This window comes from Vulcanisaeta souniana JCM 11219 (assembly GCF_026000775.1).
GTDB lineage: Archaea > Thermoproteota > Thermoprotei > Thermoproteales > Thermocladiaceae > Vulcanisaeta > Vulcanisaeta souniana.
In genome coordinates, this window is the sequence record NZ_AP026830.1 from 980282 (window position 1) to 1004458 (window position 24177).

Consider the following 24177-nt stretch of genomic DNA (forward strand, 5'->3'; position numbering starts at 1 on the left):
TCAACCGTTAGCAGGGCGTTGCCTGCACGTTGGTGTATATAATCGCCGGTCCTGAGGAATAAAACGTAATTGTACCCTCCTGAGTTATATAGCCGTTGTAGTAAAACTCAATTTTATATTGACCAGGCGGTAATGATATACTTAGCTGAGCCGTTTGGTGGAAAGGCACGTTAATCGTGCCCGAGGCAGCTAATTGCCCATTGACCTCATTATAAACGTAGTACGTAATCGTACCTCCCGGCACAAGTAGTGGAGAATTATCAATATAGACATTAACGTCATAGGTAACTGTCGGTGGAGGTAAGCAATCAGGCGCCGAAACAGTGCTAGGACCCCATGCAACCACATTCGTCGATGCGGAATAACTGCCTGGCGGTTCAACATAAAAGCCACTAAGTACCGGGTAGAAGTTCTGACCATTGTATTCATAATGAACATTAGCGCCTATCCCCAATAAGTCGCCATAAACTAGCTCATTTTGATGATTAATAATTGCAATAAGGCTATACGTAACACTTACTGATTGCGTCTGCACCTCAGCGAATAACGAAGCCTCAATAACTGAGTTAAATGGTATGGTTTCAGGACTTAACAAATCAAGTATCATGGCGCCAACGGGTATTGCATAGAGGAATGGATAGTCCTGTGAGTATTCTTGCATGTAGAGATAACTGTACTCATATTCTTGCCCAGCGGATGATAGGTCAAACTCATCAAATGGTACCGTAACTATACCTACGTATTGATTCAGGAAGTTCAACGCATTACTAATGTACTGCGTACCGACTTGATGCGTCGTATAGAGCGTACTTAAATTTGCACTTTGAACATAGGCTTCATAAGCATAATAATTGGGGTTACATGAATCCACGAACTCAGCCGTACCTAGTGTGCCCTGCACGTAAATAGCGGCTATAGGCCATTCGTAATTAAATCCATCACCAGTATAGCTGTAACTGAAGGATTGATAAAACGATTCACCGCCAATTTCATACATTAACTCAGTAGTTTCTATTCCCACTGACGCGTAAAAGTATAGCGTTGTTGATGATGACTGCGCAACGCCAGCATTAACAGTACCGTCAAAGTTTGTATTACTAGTGTATTGGTCCACGGCAAATATGAGCGGTATATAAGTCGTATTAGTTTGTTTGCTCCAGACACGTTCCCATTGGCAAAATGGGTAGCCCGGTGGTCCTGGCGGTGTTGGGATATTAAAGGTTGTGCCGCTATTCACGTTAATAGTCCCCAACCTCTCAAGCCTTATACTCATAGATTTATAGTTTAGGAATGGTATTGATAGAGATGCCGTGCTGAGCAGGTCGCTGGGATTGTACGTTGTGAAGTAGAATCGTGAGTATAGCGTTGTCCCATTAACATAGGTTACTATAATCTCAAGGCCAACGCCGGCATTACCGAAGCCCTTCTTAACCCACTCCCTGGCTATTGGGGCTATACTGCTTAACGGTACGTAGGCCTGCCCAAGTGAATTAGTCGTACCATTCCACACCTCCACCAACGACTCCTCATAACCCGGCGGTAATAACGCAAAGACCTGCACATAGGCATTCGCCACAGTACTATTTCGCGGGGTCAAGACCGTTATCGTTATGTGCGGCGCGGCGGGTACGCCTATACTCAATAACGTACCTACTAGGGATGTGATAAATACCAAGACAAACATGGGTATTAAGTACATTACACCCTTCCTCATTATTTGAGGCATAATTAGCCTAGGTTTAACTGATATATATATCGGTTCAAGTAACCGTGAAACTCATACAACATAATACATTGACTAAAGTAAACACTAATATTACATGAATATTAATTATTTCCTAAAAGTACTTATAAATATACTTAAGCACATATTCATGAAGTCCATTTATGCCATTAGGGGTGGATCGTCGAGGATTACCACGACTTAATAATACGAAGGTGTCTCCAGTCATTGCTGTTGCTTTTCTTTCCGTACAATTTATACGCCCTTACTATACTCGCCACTTGAAAGACCTTGAAGGCTATTTCGGAATTGTCCTCCCACCAACGCTTTGCGATCTCAATGACCCTCTCAAGCTCCTCAATACTCATTTGATCAGGGTCCTTGGAGAACACGGACTTTATGAACTCGAGCTCCTCCTTACTGATTGAGTTAGCCCTAACCATGCCAACGACCCTACCCACCTCATTAGTCAACACCCTAACCTCGTCCTGGGAGAACAAGCCCTTAAGCCCCATATACTCGATAAGGAGTGAATTAACGTTAATAAGTGCTGACTTAAGACCGCTCTCTAGGCTGTTTATTCTATTTTCCAAATCATTAATCCTCCCATCTAATCTAATCTCCGTCTCCCTAATTTTATTACTCAACCTCTCCTCCAAATCCCTAAACCTCCAATCAATACCCTCAAACCTTCGGCCCAACCAATACGTGAATGCCGCCAGGTAGGCTATTATCGTAATCAATAGGCCAATCACGTAAATAAGCTCATCCACAGAAGTAATTAGCAATCAAGCCATTAATAAATCCTATTTAGGCCCTGGTAAAAACCATGGCAAGGCTTTTGAGCCTGAGGGCAATTTAACCCTAATGAGTGAGCCGGTGCCAATACACGCCGAGGGAATATTCACGATGGGAGTTGATGGTGGTATTTGGGAGAGTTTAATCTTTGAGTACCTGGATAAGGATCGTTATTACAAGAATCTGCTTAGGGATAGGGAGGGTTTACTCAATGAGTTGAGGACCGTCATGGAGAATATGCAGGGTTTTCTGGATGAGGAGACGATTAAGATTAACGGTGAGGTTGTTAAGGCTAGGGTTATTGACGTAAGCCTCGGCTTCAGGGGTTCCTTCGATAGGCCCTACCTCGAGTTTTACATATACTTCAAGGGTAATTTGAGGCGTGGTGTTAATAGGTATGAGGATTATTATGAGGAGGAGGTTGCTGAGTATGATTATGAGATTGTTTGGCTCTTTCCACCGGGCTTTAGGATCATTGAGTATGAATTCGCCGGGGAGGGCTCCATACTGGGTGGTGGGAATATACTGAGGTTAACGGTTAAGAAGGGCCTTAAAGTTGGTAGTTACGAGAGTATAACGTTTGAGGCCCCTTAAACTTTAATATTTTTAATGCTTTATTAAATATTAAGTAATTAACCCTCGCCAGGTAAAGGCGGTGGTAATTGGAAGTAAAATGATGCACCAGTGCATATGCATGCAGCTTCTATGGACTTAGCGCCTGGGAATGATGTTGGGTAGTAAACATTGCCGTTAGCGTCCATGCCAACCCAAGGCCAGTTATCCAATACAACGGTGAATCCGCAATCATAAAACGCATAACCTGCATCGGTCTGCGTTTGCGCAGCGATAGATCCAACGTCATAATTAGTCCCTGGCGCATTTGTCGTACATAGTGCATAGCCAAATCCCGGCTGGGCATGACCATCATCTAATATGCTCTCAACGGAAACTCCTGGGTTTATGAAGAACCAGCCAGCGGCCGTAGTATTAGCAGCAAGCTGACTATTAATGTACCATAAGGCCTCATAATATTCAAAATACACCTCCGGATCATCAGCACTGTTTAATCCAGGCAATGGGACGGAGAACTTCTCAACCCCTAATACGCCAACGGGTGTGAAGTTTCCCTCACGTGGGTAAATAATTTCTATCTTCACGCTGGCTATTGGGCGTCTTACAATAGCGTATAACTTATAATTATTCGCATTATTCCATAAGTACACGTATAAGGTATCGTTATGAACCACGATTGATGCATATCGATACCTATAATTGCTGGGTAGTTGGAACGTGACCAACGTATTTTTGAAGAGCTTAACATTAACTACTGGGTAGGGTGGCTTATTTAAGGTAATGAACCCACGTAGTGCACTATTGACAGTGTTCCTAATCATTTCCTGCATCATCGTCTGGTTAATACCTCCATCGCTGAAGTTTGCGACTACGTTAAATACATATGCCGGTGTTAAGGAGTTATATGCCTGCACCGGGTTCATAGTATATGCTGCCAGTATTGTAATCATTACTATAGCGAGCACCGCCGGTATCGTTATAATGCCTATCTTCTTCCATTTTAAGTCCATGCCCATCATTACTAAGTTTCATTGTGGATCTTTTTTAACTCCGGCTGTTCACTTAAAATACTCATTACCATTAATCAATAATCGGCCTCTCAGGTATTGTCCACCAACCACCAATCCTCCTAATGATACCCTCATTAACGGCTTTCCTAAATACTTCCCTCAGCTTCTCAAAGGTTCCATCATCGTAAATCACGATACCGTAGTCCAACGCATCGTATAATGCAATAGATCCCTTATTCATTAACCTCTTAATCTCATCGATTGTGTACGGGAAGACCTCGAGGGCTATTCCCAAGTTCCAACAAGTCGTGAATTCGCGGACCCTCTCTAGGAAGCTCTTTTCTGAATTCAGGATTATAATTAATAAATCAATGTCGCTATTAATCAGCCAATCATCCCTTGCGCGTGAACCGAAGAGTACGGCTGAGTTAATCCTATGGCCGTGTTCAATTAGGCATCGAATGTACCTCCTTAACTCATGAATAACCTCCTCACCCATTCGACCACCTTAGATGCGGACTCAACACAATGCTGAGCTTCCCTCCTTGAATAAACCTCACTGGGTACGCCATTAGCCGCATCTGGATAACGAGCAACTAGGTAATGCGGGTTTAAATCCCTCAGATCATCAAGTACATCATCAATCGCAATACCACCATTCCTCAATTTCTCAGCTAGTTCCAGTAAGTTATGGGTCTTTGGCGGTAACATTCTAAGCCTTACAATTATCAACGCCTTCAATGCCTTCTCAGCAGCTTGATGTGAATGGAATGCCGCGTAGTTCAGGTAGCCTATTTCAAGTAAGTGCCGTGCTAACTCGAGCTCCCTGATAGCCTCCTTGAACCACTGCTCTGCCTCCTCACGCATTTCCTCAATTTTATTTAGTAATAAAGACCTTTTATAACTGTTAGTAAGGACTTATAATGCCAGGTACTTAATCAATTCCTGATTACCACCTATTATGCTCTTCAATTGCTCATAACTTCTTATTGGTCTTGCCGCAATTATCCTATTTAGTACGTCTCTGCTCATGCTCGGTACGTACTTGAGTAATCGCTTTGGCGCCTTATTGACGTTAACTGGGTATGGCACACCAATCACGGACCTAAAGCCATGCTCCGACACCACAATGTCGATCCACCTCCCAAGCTCTATCTTGGTGGGTATGTAGATCAATAGTGGGTATGAACCAACCTGCCTTGCATACGTCCCATTCCCATAATGAACTTCCGTAAACACCCTCCTCAATACCGCACCCCTCGGCACAACCCTCCTAAGCATCTCATGGTCGAAGTACCTCCTAACCCAATACTTAAAGGCTAGGAAGTACCTCCTATGCTCCCTCAGCAGTTGCTTAATGTCGTCGGCCTGGCTCCATAGTGGTGTTGGTGGTAGTACGAGGACCTGCCTGATGTTGACCCTCCTAACCCAAACATCGTTATCCAGCAATTTCTTAAGGAACTCAATATTCAACCTGAAGGTCTCCCTGGTCTCACCAGGCAAACCAATGACGAAGTTTATACCGGGCAATAACTCGGGCATGCCGTTCCAACCCCTAACCCTCCCCAATTCACTTATCGTCTTAACCGCGAAGTAGGTCTCGTCAGGCATCACCTTGAGGTTATTCAACTTAACAACCCTCGGGTCAGCAGTCTCGATACCCATTGCCGCAACATCACCCGGCGTGTGGTACTTCATCAGTATTTTCGTAACTCTCAGACTCTCCATGGGCCAACGAACTATGGTGCCCGGGTTAACATTATCGATGTGTAGGGTTTCTAACTCTGGCGCCGCATTTCTAATGCCGACGAGTAGGCTCTCAATGGCCTCCGGATTAGGTCTTGGGAAGTCCAGTTTGCCGGTGTCATGGGCCATGTAGGTGTAGAAGTCGGCCTGTCTACCAAGCCTGAAGTGCCTAACGCCAAGGCTGTACAATGCCTTAACCTCCTCAACAATCGCCTTAGCATCCCTATACTTAACTGGGCCATACCTAACGGTGGCGCAGAAGGAACACCCACCACTGATGTACCTTGGGCAGGACTTATATGTCTCAAGCTCGATGATTAGGTTTCCGCCATAATTAGGATGTTGAGTGACTATGCGGGCGCCAAGCACGGCGAATTTATTAATTAATCCATAGTCAATATGCGTAAGTGCAGGTGAGACCTTTGATGATTGATAATTATTCCTCAGTAACTCGTAGGTGACCAGGTCCACGTCGCCCGTGACCACCAGATCATAGTACCTCTGAAACCTACTCCTTGGTATTGCTATTGTACCACCTGCTGAACCATAGCCAAACCTGGCCACTGGGCCTCCGAGGATTTTTATGGGCCCAGTAATTATGTTGGCGATTCTTTCAGTCTCCTCAAGCCTTATGGGTTCACCACCGAGGTACTTACCCGGTGTTACGATGCCGGCTATGACAATGAGTACCCTGGCCTCATTGGCAATCTTAACAAAGCCTGCCCAATCACCCCTGACTTGGTCTATCGTGAAGTACCTAACATCAATGGACTTGTCCACGCTCCACACGGCGCCAGCGACATAACGTGAATAAACGTCTAAGTAAGGTGGTACACCCAGCCCCGCCGGCTCATCTGTATAGCCGTCAAGTATTACTACCCGCTCCATGTTTCTGGTGAGTCTCTGGGTCACTATTTCTTTATGTTTTTCATTACATTATCAATGACCTCAACATATTCTAGATCACTGAATATATTCGTCTGTTCATCAATGACCTGCCTCATGGATTCCTCAAAAGCGTGGCTCATGTATATGCGGACCTTCTCAACCTTTTCACTGAACCTCTCATTACTAATCGGGTATGCCCTAAGACCAACCCTACCGAGTGCACTACGTATGATCATCCAGTGGGCAATAACTTCCCTACTGTATAATTTGGAAACCTCGTTCCAATTAAGGAACCTGTTATGCAGCCAGTAAATCTCCCTTGCGAAGTTCCTGGTGATCACGGCCAGGAACTTGTCCTCCCTGTTCCTTATGGCTTCTTTGCACGTATTAGCATTGCTTAGGTACTTACGTAGCTCATTGTATAGCTCCTCACGATCACTATACACCGATAGGTTCGTTATTGCCATTACGAATTCCTTATCCCTGAGAAAGGCATCGCAGTCCTCATTAACGTATAGCCATAACGCCGTTGCTACGCTATCGAGGATACCCCTGAAGAATCTCTCCTCAAGCTCCCTTAAATCACCCTCAAACCTCTGACTTAAGTACTCGCCGTCAAGTAATGCCTTGAGTTTCTTGAAATCAACGATTCCTGCAAACACTAACTCACCGTTAATGAACACGCTCGGTACTGACCTAACGCCTCTTTCCATGGCAGTGTAGGGATCCTTCGACGTGTCTATCACCTTAACCTTATCCAAGTAACCCCACTGCTTGAGTAGTCTGGTTAGTGTGTGGCATGTGCTACAGGTGGGGTGTATGAAAATCTCGATATTAGGCGTACTCACAGTTCTGCGACCAATTAAGCTTTGTTTTTAAGGTAGTTGCTGTTGTTAATTAATTTTTCAGCCTGTCATGTTTACGCCCAACTTACCGAGTAGTAATGTAGCATTGCTACTTAGGTAGGTTCCGTCTTGAACATTGGTTGCTTGTAACATCTGTGTCATGTTTATGGGTGCCGAGTAACCACTGACGCTTAATGACCCGAATATACTTAGTTTTACCAGGAGTGGTACTCCATCCTGTGTCATGCATACCTCACTCGTTATATTCACCGGTAATGAGCCAAGGCCTGACTCTATTGCGCTGGGCATTATGGAGCCTAGTGTTGTTGTATTCCTTGATGCGTAACAGTAGGTATTGTAACCAAGTATTTTTTGCGTGCCTGTAAATGTGAACCTTGATGAGTTAATTACAGGTAATGCGAGGTTAACTAGGTTGAAGGTTTGGTTAACAGCGGAGCAGCCAGCGCCTATGGGTTCTACTATGCACTGCAGTATTGTTCCATTGCTTAGTTGCGTGGTTACTATGTAAAGGCTCGTTTGTGGGTAACTCGTTGTGGTAACAAAGATATACCTGTCAGTGGTCCCCCTCTGGCTATACGTAAAGAGATAATTCTCAGTATTTGATTGACCAGCTATATTTGAGTAAATATAATAGTTGTAATTAACCGTGTAGGTGTTACTATTTGTTAGTGTAAGTAATTCATTGAAGCTTGGGCCGGTTGTTCTAGGCATGTAAAGCATGAGGGCAACGCCTATTACTACTATTACCACTACCACAACGGCTATTACTACGTACCTTAAGTTCATAATCAATGACCAAAGCCTTCCATGCCTGCCCATTAATAAATGTTTACTCAACACAACACTAAAACTTACGCTGTACCCAGCAGTATGTGAGTAAGCAAAAATTATTATAGTGTGATGCAGGGTAGGCACTTAGTGGCTGATATATTTTATGACATTTACTACAAAAGACTTACGGAGTTGGGTAATGACCGTGGATTAGGAAGGGCAGGTACCATGCATAACGCTTTGAGTAAATTCATTGAAGCCAGCGACATTAAGGATCTATGGAAACCATTACCAACACCTAGTAGGCACAGTGAGACTAAGGCCACAGCCGTTGATGGCGGAGTTAGGGAACTTGAGCTTAGGGATGGTAGCGCCATCATAATTGCTAGGGCGATAGCCGTCAATAACACCGGTGAGCAACCCATAAAGGATGTCGTTGTTAATTGGGTTCCAGTATTCACACCAGCCATCAAGTGGGTGCTATTGTCATACGTGGAGGGCGAAGTCGCCTTGAGAGCCATTGAGAGGGGTAAATACGACTTTTTACTACTGGATGGCAGTTTATACGCAAAGATTACGGCATTGATCCACGAACTCATCCTAACAAAGGGATTCCTAGACCTTTACTATATACCTGAGGTTATTAGGGCCTTGGAGAACCTATATAACGTTCTTGATAGGGCTAGGGAACTCGGCGTTAATGTTATTTTTATGTCTAAAGATTCTAAATTGAAGATTTATAAGGATTACATATTATTTAAGGCCCTAAAGGAAATAATACTTAGCGACGTGCCCTTTGTTAATATTAACAAGGAACTCCTTGATATACTTAATAGAGGTATTGATTGGTATAGCGTTGTATGGATTAGAAACTATAGAAACAAGTTAATAGCATTGGCTAAGAATTACAACGGTTCCCACAGGGATTTAATAAGGGTGGGTATTAGAATGGCGTTAAGCCAATCAATATCTGACATGATGCTTCTTGAGGAGTTAATTAGGATGCAGGGTGTTAGGGTTGGGATAACTAGGAAGTTATTAATAGGTGCAATGGACGCCTACCTAAATCACAAATCACTGATTCAAATAGACAATTTGCTTAAGTTCATTAGGGATAGGATAGAGGATAGCGCTGGATTAAGGACTGTCGATGATTACGGAAACCTAAACATTGATGAGGAACTCGGTATCGTTAGGCGCGCATTAACGGAGTTCCCAAGGATATTAATGATGTATGTTAAGTTTCATGATAATGATGCCCCAATGGCCGTTGAAATACCTTACTACGACTGGCCATTATTTAATCATAGTGTTCCCTGGAAATTATTTTATGATAAGATCGATATTAGTGAGCACCTAGCCCTGCTTATGGATATGTATAGGGATCCCATACATTACAACAAGTTATTATGGCTTGCTCATGAGTATGCTAATTTCGGCGAGGATCAATTTCTAGAATATACCATGGCGGCTGTGAATAAGTTAAGGATCCAAACAAAGAGGAGGTTTGGTATGGCGTTTAACATTGACTTGAGTCCTCAATCGGAGGATGCCCAGGAATAAAGTCACCTTTGATTAATTCAGAAATGCACTAAGTATCTAATAACTCCTTGGTAACCTGCCAATCTGACAATATTTATCTCTATGTAGCTTACGTACTTAAAGGCAACTATTTTCAGGAAATTCTTTATATCATTAACATGGATATACGCTGAAAACACAATATTACCCCTGCCCTCCAGCGATGTGCCATCAACCTCATTATTTACTAAGTCAGGTAGTTCGAGTTCATTGTATTGCCATGGTTCCGTATCAAGCCTTATGGCATATAACTTCTCTATGGTTTTTCTGCCAAGCTTTAACTCATTTATTTTATTGATGAGGATCTTCTCATCAATGTTCAGAGGCAGGGATAGGTATGCCAATTCCTCATTAACGAAAAACTTATGTGGAGGTACCTTAAATGAATTGATCTCTACGCCGTTGACGATCTCCTTAACTTTAATTGACGATCTTAGGTACTCAGGAATCGATGACGACATTACCTTCAAGGCTAGGTAACGGGTTAAAAAGCTATCTTATTGTGGTTTTTCAATAAACAATGGCCTGTTCAGAATGACCTCCACCTCATCACCCTCATCAAACCCTTCCCTATTTTCAGGGATTACGAGGATACCGTTACCCCTAACTAACGTGCTTAACACCCCGCTTCCCGTCAATGCCAGTGGTTCTACGTATACCTTGCCGTCTTTACCCATGTAAGCCATAACTCTCACAAAGGACCTGGTATTTACAGGCGTTGACACTCTCCTTGTAAGAATGCCCCTAACGGTGGGTTTAGGATCATCAGTAGCGTTCATCATATGGAGCAGCACTGGTCTCACGAGAACATCAAACCCAGTTGCGGCGGCAACAGGGAATCCGCTGAGCATGAATACTGGCTTACCATTAACCACCGCGATACTATTTGGTTTTCCGGGCCTAATTGAAAGGCCGTGGCTTATGTACTCAGGGTTTAATCTCATCACTGCCTTTATTGTATAGTCAACCTTACCTACCGACACACCCCCCGTAGTTATCACGGCATCGTGATCCCCAAGGGCATTACCCACGATCCTAGCGATCCCATCCTCATCATCACCCACAATACCCAGATACATTGGTTCGCAACCAAGGGATCTGAGCAATCCATCTATTACGAACCTAGAGCTATTAATTACCTTACCAGGCGGTGGCCCATTTATTGGTGCATCAACTACCTCGATTAACTCATTACCAGTGCTTATTATCGCGATCCTCGGTGAAAATACCCTAACTTTATAAATGCCCATTGACGCCAACACCCCTAGGTCCCAGGGGAGCAATTTCATACCCCTCCTAAGCATTGTTTCATTAGCCCTGACGTCCTCCCCCCTCCTTGATACATTACCCATTGGCGGCGCAGGTCTTAATACCTCAACTAGGTTCCCTGATCTACGTGAATCCTCATACATCACTACTGCATCAGCATTAATTGGCAATGGGGCACCCGTGCTAATTTCAACGGCTTCACCGGGATTCAGGACATACTTGCTTGGGTCATCGCCAACCGCCATGAATCCAATTACCCTTAGTGTTATTGGATTGGTTGGTGACGCCCCAAAGGTGTCCACGCTCCTGACCGCATAACCATCAACCGCTGATCTATTAAATCCAGGTACATCAAACCTAGCCGTTACATCCTCAGCTAAGTACTTATTAAGCGCCTCGGTTATTGCCATCTCAATAATCCTAGGCACGTGCCTAATGTACTTAATCACTTCATTAAGGACCTGGTCCACAGTCATTGTCTCCTTAAAGCCCATGTTGAGTACCTAGTGCCGTGGTGTCATATAATTTTAACCAGGTTGTTAAAATGACTTAAAAATGAGGCAATCATTGAAATCCATGTGAGTTCAACAATCCTCAGGGCACCACCCAGGATTAAGGTTCTTGAGGCCCTTGGGGCCATTGCTGATGGCAGGATTGAGGTAGTTAACGAGAATGAGGCGCTGGTTCGATCATCGGATGGAACCAGGACATATAAAGTCTATGTGGATGTCTCTAGAAGGGAGGTCGACAGTACAGATAATGGGACTGTGTATAGGGGTTACGTTGGTTATCCAATAGTCTCATTCCTAATGATTAAGAAGTTATTACCGATTAATGAGAATTTAATGCAGTCACTGAGGGGTATACCCTGGAAGAAACTAAATGAGGAATATAAGAACTATGCCAAGGTTATGGAGGTAATAATTAGGGATAGGAGATTAAACGAGATCGAGGTGAATAAATACATTGATCAAGTATTATCAGTATTAAGGCGTATGAACCTTAAGCGTATTCAGAGATATAACGAGGTCGCTGAGGAGTAGCATAGGGCCTAGGTCCTATCCCGTACATCCGCATTACTAGGCGTGTAAACCCTGAATGGGCATCTATCGTTAAATTCACACGTAGCGCATTTACCAATTGTCGGCGATGCCCCTGGCTCTCTATGCATTAGCCAGTAATCCAAGGCCCATTTAAGATGGGCCTCTATTGACCTATCAAACCCATTAATATAGATCACGAAATCCCTAAACTTAACCTTGGCAGGAACCTCCATGGTGCTCACTAAATACTTAATTGCTGCGGAGTATATGTTTTTGCGCAACTTCTCTGTGGCACTAGAATCGCGTTTTGTCTTTATTACCATGACCAGGGGATCCACACCTAAACCCAGCTTATTTACTAGGTACGCGTATAATTGCGCCTGCACGTACTCACTATCAAATAGTCTATCCAGCCATCTATTACTTGTCTTTAACTCAATAACAGCCTTGGCAACTCCCTTCATGAACAACACGGCGTCTGGTATACCTATTACGGTGATTTCATTAATATTGACCATTAATGGCAATGTTGCTATTACGAGCTCGTTGTTCCTAACCGCATTCACCAGCCCCTCCACGCTAACCCTACTTCCCTTAAAAACCTCATCGTGAATTATTATCCCCATTTCCATGGCTGGGGTTTGAATTTTACCCTCAATAATCGATAGGTGTAGCTTATACTCACAATATAGTTGTTGGGCTATTTCGGAAACAGTTATGTAATTCCTACCAAACCTAATTACAGGGCCACTCACCAAGGCAATACTAATCAACATGTAATCATTAATAAGAATAGCGTGTGTTCACTATTTTCAATCACCCTTAACTGCTATGAGGGATATCTCTATCAATGCGCCGCTAGGTAAGTTACTCACCTCAACAGTAATACGCGCCGGTGGGTTCTCCTTGAAATACCTTGAATAAACCTCATTGAACTCTGAGAACCTACTTAAGTCCTTGAGTGCCACGAATACCCAAGCCACGTCAACCAGGGAATAACCCGCAGTCTCAAGTATGGCTTTGATATTCTCGAGAATTCTCTCGGTCTGTTCCCTAATACCGCCTTTAATTAATTGCCCCGTGAATGGGTCGATGGGTATCTGTCCACTAACGAAGAGGGTATTACCAACACGCACTGCCTGCGAGTAAGGACCTATTGGTTTGGGGGCTTTGTCTGTGAACACTGTTGTCCTCGGCATTACTAATGAATACAATCACGTCCTTTAAAGCATTACGGCTTTTCAATATTAAAGGTAAAGCCGAGTTCCCTAAGCCTACTAATGACCTTGTTCGCGGCATCCTCCTCGGGTGGTAGTTCCACGATGAATGATACCTCGGCGTAACCCGGCGTTATTGTTGGATCAAACCTCTCATGAAAAACATCAAGCACATTAACCCCTAGTTCACCCAGGGTTGTAGTGACTTTACCAAGCATGCCCGGCCTATCCGGTAATAAACCACTTATCTTCACGATCCTGCCCTCGAGAGCCAATGCCTTACTAATGACCCTAAACAACATACTCATGTCTATATTACCTCCGCTCACGACAACCACCGCATTGCCACTGACCTTGACCTTATTACTAATTAACGCAGCCACGCTAGCCGCACCTGCGCCCTCAGCAATTACCTTAGTGCTTTCCGCGATTGTCAGGATCGCCTTAGCGATCTCTAGGTCATTGACTAGCGTGATATCATCGAGTAACTCACTCATTAGCTTAAAGGTTAGGTCGCCGATCCTCTTGACAGCAATACCATCCGCTATCGTATCAACCCTCTCTACGGAGATAATCCTACCGTTCCTGAGACTTAGGTAGGCTCCTGGTGCGCCCTCACTTTGGACACCGATCACCCTAACCTTCGGATTTACGGTCTTAATTACCGAGGCAATACCGGAAATTAAGCCCCCACCACCAATAGGCACTATTACATAATCAACATTACTTAGGTCCTCGAGGATCTCAAACCCGATAGTACCCTGGCCCGCAACTACGTCTATGTCATTGTAGGCATGTACGTAGTATGCGCCTAATTCCTTGGCTAGTTTTGTTGCGTATTCCTCGGCCTCACTATAGGACTCCCCATGGAGTATTACGTCCGCCCCATACCTCTTGGTTCTGGCTATCTTGATCCAGGGGGTGTATTGGGGCATGACTACGGTTGCCTTTATACCAACGAGGCTTGCCGAGTAAGCTACTCCTTGGGCGTGATTACCAGCCGATGCCGTGATAACGTGGCCAACACCAAGCCTCTTAACGATATTATTTATTGCGAAATAAGCGCCCCTAACTTTGAAGGAGCCTGTTTTCTGAAGAGACTCAAGTTTCAACCAAACATTTGCGCCGGCCACATTACTCAGGGTCTCTGACCTGATCAATGGTGTCCTATGTACAAGGCCCTTTGATTGCGCATCCTTAATAATCCTCAATGCCTCAAGGGCTCTTTCGTATACCTCACGTGGGGTTACCACGGCTTAACAGCACGATTACTGTTGTAATAAGCCTTTCCTCGTCATTACTAATGACTTTAATATAGACCGGGTAGCTGGTTTCTTGATGGTTAAGTTGAGTAATGATGTTTTGAGGAGGATTGTTTTTACGAACCTGGGTGTTGAGGATCATGATGTGATCATTGGCCCTAGGGTGGGTGAGGACGCGGCCATAGTTAGGATCGGCAATGGGTATATGGCGATACACACGGATCCAATAACAGGTGCAGTTGAAGGTATTGGTTGGCTAGCGATAAACATTGTGGCGAATGACATTGCGGTCAGAGGTATTAAGCCAAGGTGGTTCTTACTGACGCTATTACTACCCCATGGCATTAATGAGGGTGATATTGAGAAAATAATGATTGATGTCAATAGGGCTTTGGCGGAATTGAATGGTTCATTAATTGGTGGGCACACGGAAATAACGCCAGGTATTGATAGAGTCATTGCATCAACAACCGCCATAGGCGTTGGTGAGCACTACGTAACTACCTCAGGGGCTAAACCCGGTGATTTAGTGCTTGTGACTAAGTACATAGCCCTGGAGGGCACTGCGGTCTTAGCCACCGACTTTGAGAATGAGTTAGTGAGGAGGGGCGTGCCTAGGGAAGTTATTAACAGGGCGAAGGGATTTGTTAAAGAGGTAAGTGTTGTTAGGGAGGCCCTTGAGATTGCCGACCTTGCCAGTGCAATGCATGATCCGACAGAGGGAGGCCTGCTCCAAGGCTTGCTTGAGATCGCGGAGGCCAGTGATGTTAAGCTAAGAATCGATATTGATAAGGTACCCATACTCCCTGAGACACGGCAAATATTTAGTGCATTAAACATGGATCCACTTGCATCACTCAGCTCAGGCGCTCTGGTGGCTACAATACCAAGGGAACGCATACACACAGCTGGCGTTAAACTGAGCAAACTGGGCATTAATTATTCAATAATTGGTGAAGTGGTGGAGGGTAAGCCCAGTATTGAGGTTGTTAAGGATGACAGAATAGTTAATGAGGTCAATGGGTTCATTGAGGACGATGTGATGGGACTATGGCACAGAAAATACGGTGGGTAAATACATTGTGGTTAGATTTCATATTTAAATACATGAATTAAAAGTATATACCAATATGGAGGTCTTGGCGCCACCGAATTGGGACGTCGCAATAAATAGGGCGAAGTTAGCCAACGTATCGGTTTTCGAAATACTAAAGAAACACCCATACCTACTGGACCTAGCTAAGGAGCTTAGGAAGGCGAAGGAGGAGGTAATTAAGAACTTCGATTATTACATAGACTTGACCAGGAAGTCTGTGGAAAAAATAGGCGGTAGGTTTTACCTCGCTGAAACGCCTGATGAGGCTAAGGAAATCGTGGGAAAAATCGTGGGTAATAGCAAGGTTATTGTTATGAGCAAGAATAACGTGGCTACTGAGACGGGGCTTAGGCCATACCTGGAGAAGCTGGGTAATGAGGTTTGGGAGACCGACCTTGGAGAATTCCTGGTGCAGGTGGCTAATGAGGAACCAAGTCATATACTTGCTCCAGCTCTTCACATGACCAAGGAGAGGATTGCCGAGGTAATGAAGGAGAAACTTGGAATCGAAGTTCCACCGGATCCAGTGGCAGTTGCGCAGAGGGCCAGGGAGTTCCTTAGGGATAAGTTCCTCAGGGCTAATGTGGGCATCACTGGGGCAAACGCCATAGCGGCTGACACGGGTGCCGTATTGCTCGTTGAAAATGAGGGTAACATAAGGATGACAAGCGTATTACCCCCAGTGCATATTGTGTATGACGGTATCGAGAAAATCGTACCCACACTATACTACGCAATGGTTGAGACACTCGTGCAGTCGGCATATGCTGGACTTTACCCGCCGACCTATGTGAATTTAACCGCTGGACCAAGTAGCACAGCTGATGTGGAGATGTTCAGGGTCTCTCCTGCCCAGGGACCCAAGGAGTTTTACATGATCCTACTTGACAATGGAAGAATGAAGGCAGCGAAGGATCCCGTGCTTTGGGAGATACTACTATGTGTAAGGTGCGGTCGATGCAGCATGCATTGTCCCACATACTGGGCCATAGGACCAAGATTTGGTAAGCCACCATACACAGGGCCGATGGGCATTCCATGGACTGCAGTAACTAGGGGCGTAACAGAAGCCGGCCCCGCAGCCATGTTATGCGCTCATTCAGGTAACTGCAAGGATGTTTGTCCAATGGGGATTAACCTACCTAAATTAATACTTCACGTTAAGGGTGAATACCTAAAACAAGTAATGAAGAAATAATATTAAGTTAAATTACATTTAAACTTAAAGTAATGTAATTATTATTAGTATTATCAGAATCACCACGGCTAATGTCAAGAGAAGAACCTCAAGGTATGTCCTCAAGTAACCCCTCTGTATTGACCTTATGTACCTCGATAACACAATTGTTGCATCAGGTATTATAAAGTTGAAGAACGCATCAATACCCTTGTATATGTAAAACGCGACCAGTGTTAGTATGGAACCAAAGCCCGCCAGAACCACATCCATGAAGGCCTGCAGGTAATACCTTCTCTCAAAGATCCTTGTAATTATTCCAAGGTTACCCACCCTGGGCTTTATCAATGCCGCTGCGAATATTATCCATAGAATTACACCAATGGCCATCACCGTACTATCAATACCGGCGGATATAAACACAGGAGCAGCGGGCTTAATCACAAATGGCAGTGCTAATGTGGCTAAAGCAGCGGTGCCGGTTATCGTGTAAGCAGCCACCATAAGTGGATACCTACCATGCTCCTCATGGGTATGTGGAGTCTCGCCTTTAATGAAGTTTAGGGACGTGAACCTAGCAAGGAAGGCAACGTAAGCCAGAGTAGTTAGTATCATTAATGCATACGTGCCATAACCAACCACGGAAATAGACGCCGTGGTTACTTCATCCATTGCAGCGTGTACCCAATAACCGGCTAAAGGTGGAACACCACCGAGGGTTATTGCCGCAGCTAATGTTGCGTAGAAGGCAAGCTTCATTCTCCTACCAAGCTCTAGGTTACCCATGTTGAATCTTGTGTGTGTTACATGAATTAAGTGGCCGCTTACCAAGAATAGGGTTGCCTTTGATAATGCGTGCACTATTAAGTACGAGAATGCCACCAGAACCGCCAAAGGCACTACGTATTGACCAATGGTTATTGTTACAAATGGTGATTGCGGTATAAACGGTGTTAATGCGGTCACACCCATCATGAAGCCTAGGGAGGACATTGTAGACCCTGCCAGTATTACCTTCCTCTCATCGATCATCATTGCAAACAATGCACCAAGTAAGGCCGTTAGGAGCCCTATGTATACCGTGGCTAGGTACATAATCTCAACGCCTGGGTAAGTAATGACGCCAGCTGTATAGAGGGACTCGGTTAATCTCATGAATATGTAAACGCCTGCGGCAACCATTGTCGCTGAGTGAAGTAGTGCTGAGACTGATGTGGGGCCTGTCATTGCCGTGAGCAACCAATCATTGAATGGAACCTGGGCGCTCTTGGTGTAGGGGCCAAGCATGAACGCCAGTAGTAGGGCTACGGTACCACCAACACCCAGTGTTGAGATTATGCTCGACCAATTTATGGCTGGGACGCCATTTACTGGCGTCAGTATTAGGGAACCACCTAGTATGCCTATTGCGGCTATTGCGCCGAGCATTGGCATATCACCAAACCTTATCGTGGCTATTGCCCTATAGGCTGCATATGATGGTGTCGTCCAAGCTGGTTTATCAAGTACTAATTTATCGCCGACCCTCCCAACGTAGGATAACTCATCATCATCCTTATACCAATGCCCTATCAATGCCCATGAACTGAAGCCAAGTCCCTCCCAACCTATGAACATGAATAGTAAGTCATTTGCGTATACCGTGAGTAACATGGATGCCGTGAAGAGGTTGAAGAAGAACCAGAACCAACCGAGCCTATAGTCATTGGCTAGGTAATCAAGGCTGTAAACACCAATTATGAAGGCTAGCCAGGCTGTTAGTAGGCCCATGTTTCGGCTAAGGAAATCTACTATGAATGACACGTATATGGTGATACTGCTGCTTGAGGATGGTAAGATCATCCATGGCATGTTATAGGCTATGTTTTCCCATGGAAATGCGGCTTCTATGTACGTGGCTGTTACTGCGGAAATGCCAAGGCCGATAACCGCTAAGTAAGCCAGTGGTCTTGCTTTTCTCGGGTCCTGATTGAACAACCAGTAGATGGCTATTGGTGATGCGAGTATTATGGGTGATAGTAGCATTAATCCCATTAGTTCACCGAGTAGGCTTGAGAACATGCCCATCACCCCATTATTGTGCTGATACCCATTAGTATTGAATGCACGAGGTATGTGGATGCTGGTGAGAATAAAAGTATTATCGCAGCTAGACCAAGCACGTATAGTGGTACTACGAGCTTAGGATCAACATTAACCTTGTGATAATTACCCCTGGGCTGTCCATAAAACACCTGCTTTAGTGTCCAGAAGCCGTAGTATCCCGTTAATATGAATATTATGGCTAGGCCAACGGCTAAGCCTAAGAATACCCAAAGTCCATACAGCGGCAGCACAACATTCACAAGGCCAAGGAATAGGTAGAACTCAGCAAGTAACGAGAGAGTCAGCACTCCGGAAAGGGCCATCCAGCCGAGTACGGCAGCCGCGCCGACAGATGGCATGTAGGTCTGAAGGCCGCCCATCTTCCTTATATCAAACTCCTCGTAGTAAACGATTATGGAGGCCGCGGTCATAAAGAGGACGGTTTTACCGAATAGGTGCGATATGTAATGCATGGTTAGTCCAAGTATTCCATAAGTGCCCAGCGCCAGCCCTATTAGTAGGTATGTGGAGTTGGCTGCCGTTGAGTATGCCAACAACCACTTATAGTGATACTGGTGCCTAATTACACCAAGGCTTATTATGATGCCACCGATTATTGCATAGATGAGTATTGGCAGCCTGAATTCATTAATGAAGTATGGGGAGATTAGGTATAACCTGGCCAGTACGTAGGCCATTAAGCCAACTAGGCCCGATATCAAGGCCGCCACTGGAGTTGGGTGAGAACCGTGAACCCAAGGTATCCACACGTGTGGGCCAAAGCTTGGTAACTTTATTAATAATCCAATGAACATCAGCGCCCATGCTATTAGGGATATATTCTTTACTGCGGCGAGGTCCATAGTGTTGTTCTCCAGAGCCACCATTACTGCGCCTATTAGGAACAATGTGCTTGCCAGCATTCCGTATACGAAGTATAGAAGTGCTATCCAACGCCTTGTTTTACCCTGAGTGTCATAACCGTAGTAATAAATCAATATTACGGGCGTTATTAACGAAATCTCAAGGGCAATGTACATTAGCAATAGGTTATATGCATATATCAGCAGTTCCATACTGGCAGCGCATAATGTGAAGAGTAGGTAATACACGTCGAATTGCTCGGGTAACTCAAGTACGTGGAACCTATGCTTCATGTACGGGTAGGAGGCGATCTCCAGCGTTATTCCAACGAGTGCTATTGCCAGTCCAAAGGCATTGCTTAGGCCGTCGCTCATTAAGTACATCATACCTAGTGGTCTTGGTAAGGGACCACCAAGGGGTACCAGGTAGGATCCACCAAGTACTAGTAAGTACGATGCGTATATGAATAATGGTATGAATGATACCGATGTAAGGACCATAGCTGCCTTGCTGTATTTTCTACCTATTATTCCAGCTATTATTGAGGCTATGAAGGGTAGGGTAAGCGATGCTATTAATATGGGGTCACTGTGTATGGGTAGGTTCATGGCTTCTCACCTATTTGCTATTGTTTTTGCAGTTATCCCATCTTTACATAATCGTATTAAATAATACCTTTGTAATTTGGCGCTATTCATTAGCATACGTGCCTTAGGGAGAGACCGTATTTTTAAGTACTACCTCTATCATCTGTCAATGCTTAAGAGTAAAAGGAGTTACGGTGAATCCGAAAATGCAGGTGTTTAGGCCATATATTGATCATGGAAAATCTGCAGGGTTTTTAGATGATTTAAGGCTTGGCAAGCAGAGAGTTGAGACTAAGCAGGTCATACTTGCAATACTTAGGAAACTCAATGTACTCAAAGATGGCAAAACTGGTTGGCTTAATCATCCAGTAGTCGTTATGTACTTCAATAATGGACGCCCATATTTAGATGACCTCATTAGGTATTTCTACTCCGTTATTGATGAGTGGGAACGTAGGGGGTTTGTGAATAATATTTCCATAGGTGATATTGAGCCCTTGCTCAACAATGTCGAACATGAGGATGGGACACCGGTGACTGAGGTTATTGCTAGGGAGTACCGCAGAGTACTATTGCTGAAGGATCCCTGCTATTACATAAATAAGCTGAGTACTGATGAGTTGCTTGAGTTATTGAATACGGAGCCCGTGTATTTCAGGGGCATTAATACATGGATTAGGGATGTCTATGATACATACATTGAGTTCATGAATACTCTTAGGAACGGGCGGATACCCTGTGAGTCAATATTCCCAAGGAGGTGAGTCATCCTTCTCGCCCGTCTCTCATCACTTCTCAGAACCAACGCGCCTAATCATTAATAGTACGCATTACTTGTATTATGTTTATAAGTACTTGTTCATACAGTGTTATTGATCAGTGGGTATGGGCTGGAGTGATCTGTTGCGGGAATTGGTTAAGGAGGGTTTATCTTCCAATCATAGGAGGCTCATTGTACTTGTGGGAATTAATGAGGAGAAATTAGCTAGGTATGCCGCTGACTCACTTAGGGTGTTTTCATCATTAGTTAAGGGTGCGCGTGGCTTGTACATGTATCAACCAGAGTATGCAGATGCCCAGAGGAGAATGAGTAGGTTTAAGGGATTTATTAATGGTGTCCCGGTGGTTATTGATTACAAGCCGTATAAGGAGACCGACAAGTTGCTTGGTACCACTGTGGATTTCACAATACTTGACCTGGTAAATGACCTGAAGCCAAATGATGTGGGTAGGTTGGGAGGCATTGTTAGGGGTGGTGGTATTTACGTGTTTATGATACCCCCATTAAGTGAATGGGTGAAACAATTAACAAAATTTCAACAAAGCATCCTCGTTCCTCAGTACGGTCCTGACCACGTCAGGCACTTCCTGAAGGTTAGGTTTTGGAACAAGTTGATGAATATGAATAAGGCATTAGCCATTAATGTGGACTCTGACGAGGTAGTAAAGGAGCCAGTTCTTGGTAATGTACAGCCTTGGAAGCCCAAGGAAATAGTAATACCTGAAAAGGCAAGGTTCTCTAGGGCAATTTACGAATTGGCTAAGACTCAGGACCAGGTTGAGGCTCTTAGGGCAATGGAGGTACTGATGGAGAGACCGCCTAGGGGTAAGAAGGTTAATGTGGTGCTGATTGCGGATAGAGGCAGGGGTAAGTCGGCGATTATTGGTTTAGCTCTGGCTGCCCTGGCCCATAGGCTTAGGAAGGTTAAGGGTAGGGTTAGGCTTGCGGTTACTGCTATGAATCCCAGCAATGTATCAACTCTCATGGAGTTCGTGGTTAAGGGCCTTAAGGCGTTGAACTATGATGTTGACCTGAGTTACTGGGGCAGTGATGTGGTGTCGGTTAAGGTAGGTGTCTCCATCTTCATAGACTACATAAGGCCCTATGATATGCTCAGTGAGGAGGGTAGGGACATTGTTGTGGTTGATGAGGCTGCGATGATACCGTTGCCGGTGCTTTATGGGATCCATGGCAGGTTTAGTAGGGTTATTTATGCATCCACAATACATGGTTATGAAGGCGCAGGCAGAGGCTTTAGTCTCAGGTTCCTTAAGTTTCTGCGTGAAGATAGGGATACGAGGGTTATTGAGTATGAACTTAAGGAGCCAATCAGGTATGCACTCGGCGATCCCGTTGAGCATTGGCTATTTGACACATTGCTACTTGATGCAGAGCCCGCTAAAATAACGAATGAGGATTATGACTTGATAAACAAACGCGGGTTTAACTACGTAATACCTGATCTAAAGGAGTTCTTCTTAACTAATGAGGATCAACTAAGGCAGTTCTTCGGTATATATGTCCAGGCTCATTACAGGAATGAGCCAGATGACTTGGGTATGATGATGGACGCGCCGCATCACTTCATTAGGGCCCTATCGCTTAATAATGGTAAGATAGTGGTGTCCGTGGAACTGGCTGAGGAGGGTGGAATAAACGATGAGTTAATAGACCTGGTGGTAAGGGGCCTAAAGTTACCTGGTAATATATTACCTGACAGGATAATTAAGTATTGGGGGCTCACGGAATTCGCTAAGTTAAGGGGTTGGAGAATAATTAGGATCGCCACGCATCCTGAGCTTCAGGATAAGGGACTGGGTACTGAGATGCTTAGGAAAATTGAGGAGGAGGCCAGGGAGAGAGGTATTGACTGGATTGGGGTTGGTTTTGGCGTTAACGCCAAGTTACTGAATTTCTGGATCAGGAATGGTTACATGCCGGTTCACATAAGTCCGGAGAGGAATCCAATAAGCGGTGAGTACAGTGTGTTGCTTGCTAAACCCATTAATGAAGCAGCAGGGGACACAATAATATATGCCAATAAGGAGTTTAGACTAAGGCTACTTAATTCATTGCAAGGGCCATTCCATGACATGGAGCCTGACGTGGTCAGGATGCTATTAACCGACTGGGGCCAACCACTAGACCCTAGTTATAGCCCGAGACTTACTGATGCACAGGTTAGGCGTTTAGTTGCATATTCATGGGGCCCAATGACATATGAAAACACTACTGACGCAATAACCGAATTAGTAAGAACGTATTATCTAAGGAAGGGTGCTGATTCTATTGAGCTTCCCTTGTTCTATGAAGAGGTTATTATATGTAAGGTTCTTCAGGCAAGGCCTTGGAAGGAAGCAGCAAGGGTCCTTGGTCTTAGGAAATCGACGTTAATGTTGCTGCTCAGGGAAGTAGTTAAGCTCCTTATTCAGTATTACATTAAGTATACCGAAATACCCGAATTTATGATAAGCGTTACTAAATCCCAAAGAAAAGGACAATCGAGGTAGAGGGATTCCTTTAAAATAGGTTCTTTATTTATTAAGGCGCATGGCTAAAAATGGAAAGAGAAGAATTGTAATAGAGATAGATGAGAGTCAATATGAAGCACTAAAAAGGCTTAAGCAAGCGTTTCATTCCCGTAGTTGGGCCGACCTTCTTCTAAGGTGCCTGGATAATTCTCTCGTTATTAATGAGATAGTGGAAATGCACAATGACATCAAAGACCTGGGCAGAACCATTGATGAACTAGCTAGACTAATCAGGGAGGAGGGGAAGTAATTTGTTCATTGTTTCTGAGTATCATTTCTCGTAATTATCAAGCAAGTAAAGAATAAATA

The 24177-nt window shown here is 44.4% G+C and carries 23 protein-coding genes; 8 read left to right on the top strand and 15 right to left on the bottom strand.

Features of this window, described 5'->3' with window-relative positions:
- Positions 1–7 precede the first annotated feature (7 nt).
- Entirely contained in the window at positions 8–1726 is a 1719-nt protein-coding gene (locus Vsou_RS05270) for a DUF2057 domain-containing protein (RefSeq protein WP_188602351.1), read from the bottom strand.
- Positions 1727–1914: 188 nt separating this feature from the next.
- Positions 1915–2496, bottom strand: coding sequence for a hypothetical protein (locus Vsou_RS05275; RefSeq protein ID WP_229709665.1), 582 nt, complete (start codon positions 2494–2496; stop codon positions 1915–1917).
- Positions 2497–2590: 94 nt separating this feature from the next.
- Here Vsou_RS05275 and Vsou_RS05280 point away from each other — a divergent pair, with 94 nt between their 5' ends.
- Entirely contained in the window at positions 2591–3115 is a 525-nt protein-coding gene (locus tag Vsou_RS05280; RefSeq protein WP_188602350.1) for a hypothetical protein, read from the top strand.
- A 38-nt stretch (positions 3116–3153) separates the two neighbouring features.
- On the opposite strand, the gene Vsou_RS05285 is transcribed toward Vsou_RS05280, so the two are convergent.
- The 6 genes from Vsou_RS05285 to Vsou_RS05310 form a co-directional block, all read right to left on the bottom strand.
- Positions 3154–4110 carry a hypothetical protein gene (locus tag Vsou_RS05285; protein ID WP_188602349.1) on the bottom strand — a complete coding sequence of 319 codons (957 nt, stop codon included), beginning with the start codon at positions 4108–4110 and terminating at the stop codon, positions 3154–3156.
- A 64-nt stretch (positions 4111–4174) separates the two neighbouring features.
- Complete coding sequence (locus Vsou_RS05290; protein ID WP_188602348.1) at positions 4175–4603, bottom strand: nucleotidyltransferase domain-containing protein; 429 nt, start codon at positions 4601–4603, stop codon at positions 4175–4177.
- Complete coding sequence (locus Vsou_RS05295; RefSeq protein ID WP_013336096.1) at positions 4576–4971, bottom strand: HEPN domain-containing protein; 396 nt, start codon at positions 4969–4971, stop codon at positions 4576–4578. Before Vsou_RS05295 ends, Vsou_RS05290 begins: the two co-directional genes overlap by 28 nt.
- Before the next feature lie 51 nt (positions 4972–5022).
- Positions 5023–6738, bottom strand: coding sequence for a radical SAM protein (locus Vsou_RS05300; RefSeq protein ID WP_188602347.1), 1716 nt, complete (start codon positions 6736–6738; stop codon positions 5023–5025).
- A 23-nt stretch (positions 6739–6761) separates the two neighbouring features.
- Positions 6762–7586, bottom strand: coding sequence for a thioredoxin family protein (locus Vsou_RS05305; RefSeq protein ID WP_188602346.1), 825 nt, complete (start codon positions 7584–7586; stop codon positions 6762–6764).
- Between the two features lie 57 nt (positions 7587–7643).
- Positions 7644–8390, bottom strand: coding sequence for a hypothetical protein (locus Vsou_RS05310; protein ID WP_188602625.1), 747 nt, complete (start codon positions 8388–8390; stop codon positions 7644–7646).
- Between the two features lie 132 nt (positions 8391–8522).
- On the opposite strand from Vsou_RS05310, the gene Vsou_RS05315 reads away from it, so the two are divergent.
- The gene (locus Vsou_RS05315; RefSeq protein WP_188602345.1) at positions 8523–9938 is read left to right on the top strand and encodes a DNA double-strand break repair nuclease NurA; all 1416 of its coding nucleotides are present in this window, start codon (positions 8523–8525) and stop codon (positions 9936–9938) included.
- A gap of 17 nt (positions 9939–9955) precedes the next feature.
- Here Vsou_RS05315 and Vsou_RS05320 read toward each other — a convergent pair whose 3' ends face one another.
- The gene (locus Vsou_RS05320) at positions 9956–10417 is read right to left on the bottom strand and encodes a hypothetical protein (RefSeq protein ID WP_054843186.1); all 462 of its coding nucleotides are present in this window, start codon (positions 10415–10417) and stop codon (positions 9956–9958) included.
- 36 nt (positions 10418–10453) lie between these two features.
- On the bottom strand, positions 10454–11719 hold the full coding sequence (locus tag Vsou_RS05325) for a molybdopterin molybdotransferase MoeA (RefSeq protein ID WP_188602344.1): 1266 nt from the start codon (positions 11717–11719) through the stop codon (positions 10454–10456).
- Positions 11720–11803: 84 nt separating this feature from the next.
- Here Vsou_RS05325 and Vsou_RS05330 point away from each other — a divergent pair, with 84 nt between their 5' ends.
- Entirely contained in the window at positions 11804–12268 is a 465-nt protein-coding gene (locus Vsou_RS05330; RefSeq protein WP_188602343.1) for a hypothetical protein, read from the top strand.
- An 8-nt stretch (positions 12269–12276) separates the two neighbouring features.
- On the opposite strand, the gene Vsou_RS05335 is transcribed toward Vsou_RS05330, so the two are convergent.
- Genes Vsou_RS05335 through ilvA form a run of 3 tightly spaced genes read right to left on the bottom strand, consistent with a single transcriptional unit; the run spans position 12277 to position 14738 of the window.
- Positions 12277–13023: a PD-(D/E)XK nuclease family protein gene (locus Vsou_RS05335; protein ID WP_229709663.1), complete on the bottom strand. Its 747-nt coding sequence runs from the start codon at positions 13021–13023 to the stop codon at positions 12277–12279.
- Between the two features lie 57 nt (positions 13024–13080).
- Positions 13081–13467, bottom strand: a complete 387-nt coding sequence (locus tag Vsou_RS05340) for a RidA family protein (protein ID WP_188602342.1) — start codon at positions 13465–13467, stop codon at positions 13081–13083.
- Between the two features lie 32 nt (positions 13468–13499).
- On the bottom strand, positions 13500–14738 hold the full coding sequence (gene ilvA / locus Vsou_RS05345; RefSeq protein WP_188602341.1) for a threonine ammonia-lyase: 1239 nt from the start codon (positions 14736–14738) through the stop codon (positions 13500–13502).
- A gap of 85 nt (positions 14739–14823) precedes the next feature.
- Here ilvA and Vsou_RS05350 point away from each other — a divergent pair, with 85 nt between their 5' ends.
- Both Vsou_RS05350 and Vsou_RS05355 read left to right on the top strand, forming a co-directional pair.
- Positions 14824–15822: an AIR synthase family protein gene (locus tag Vsou_RS05350; RefSeq protein ID WP_188602340.1), complete on the top strand. Its 999-nt coding sequence runs from the start codon at positions 14824–14826 to the stop codon at positions 15820–15822.
- Between the two features lie 55 nt (positions 15823–15877).
- Complete coding sequence (locus Vsou_RS05355; protein ID WP_188602339.1) at positions 15878–17041, top strand: LUD domain-containing protein; 1164 nt, start codon at positions 15878–15880, stop codon at positions 17039–17041.
- Positions 17042–17065: 24 nt separating this feature from the next.
- On the opposite strand, the gene Vsou_RS05360 is transcribed toward Vsou_RS05355, so the two are convergent.
- Positions 17066–19087, bottom strand: a complete 2022-nt coding sequence (locus tag Vsou_RS05360; RefSeq protein ID WP_229709662.1) for an NADH-quinone oxidoreductase subunit 5 family protein — start codon at positions 19085–19087, stop codon at positions 17066–17068.
- Entirely contained in the window at positions 19087–20577 is a 1491-nt protein-coding gene (locus Vsou_RS05365; protein ID WP_188602338.1) for a complex I subunit 5 family protein, read from the bottom strand. The genes Vsou_RS05360 and Vsou_RS05365 overlap by 1 nt, the downstream gene beginning before the upstream one ends.
- A 185-nt stretch (positions 20578–20762) precedes the next feature.
- Here Vsou_RS05365 and Vsou_RS05370 point away from each other — a divergent pair, with 185 nt between their 5' ends.
- The 3 genes from Vsou_RS05370 to Vsou_RS05380 all read left to right on the top strand — a co-directional run bounded on the left by Vsou_RS05370 (position 20763) and on the right by Vsou_RS05380 (position 24118).
- Positions 20763–21320 carry a pyrimidine dimer DNA glycosylase/endonuclease V gene (locus Vsou_RS05370; RefSeq protein ID WP_188602337.1) on the top strand — a complete coding sequence of 186 codons (558 nt, stop codon included), beginning with the start codon at positions 20763–20765 and terminating at the stop codon, positions 21318–21320.
- Positions 21321–21441: 121 nt separating this feature from the next.
- A complete protein-coding gene (locus tag Vsou_RS05375; protein WP_188602622.1) occupies positions 21442–23847 on the top strand; it encodes a tRNA(Met) cytidine acetyltransferase TmcA in 2406 nt (801 codons plus the stop codon).
- Between the two features lie 40 nt (positions 23848–23887).
- Complete coding sequence (locus tag Vsou_RS05380) at positions 23888–24118, top strand: ATPase (protein ID WP_188602336.1); 231 nt, start codon at positions 23888–23890, stop codon at positions 24116–24118.
- The last annotated feature ends 59 nt before the right edge of the window (positions 24119–24177 follow it).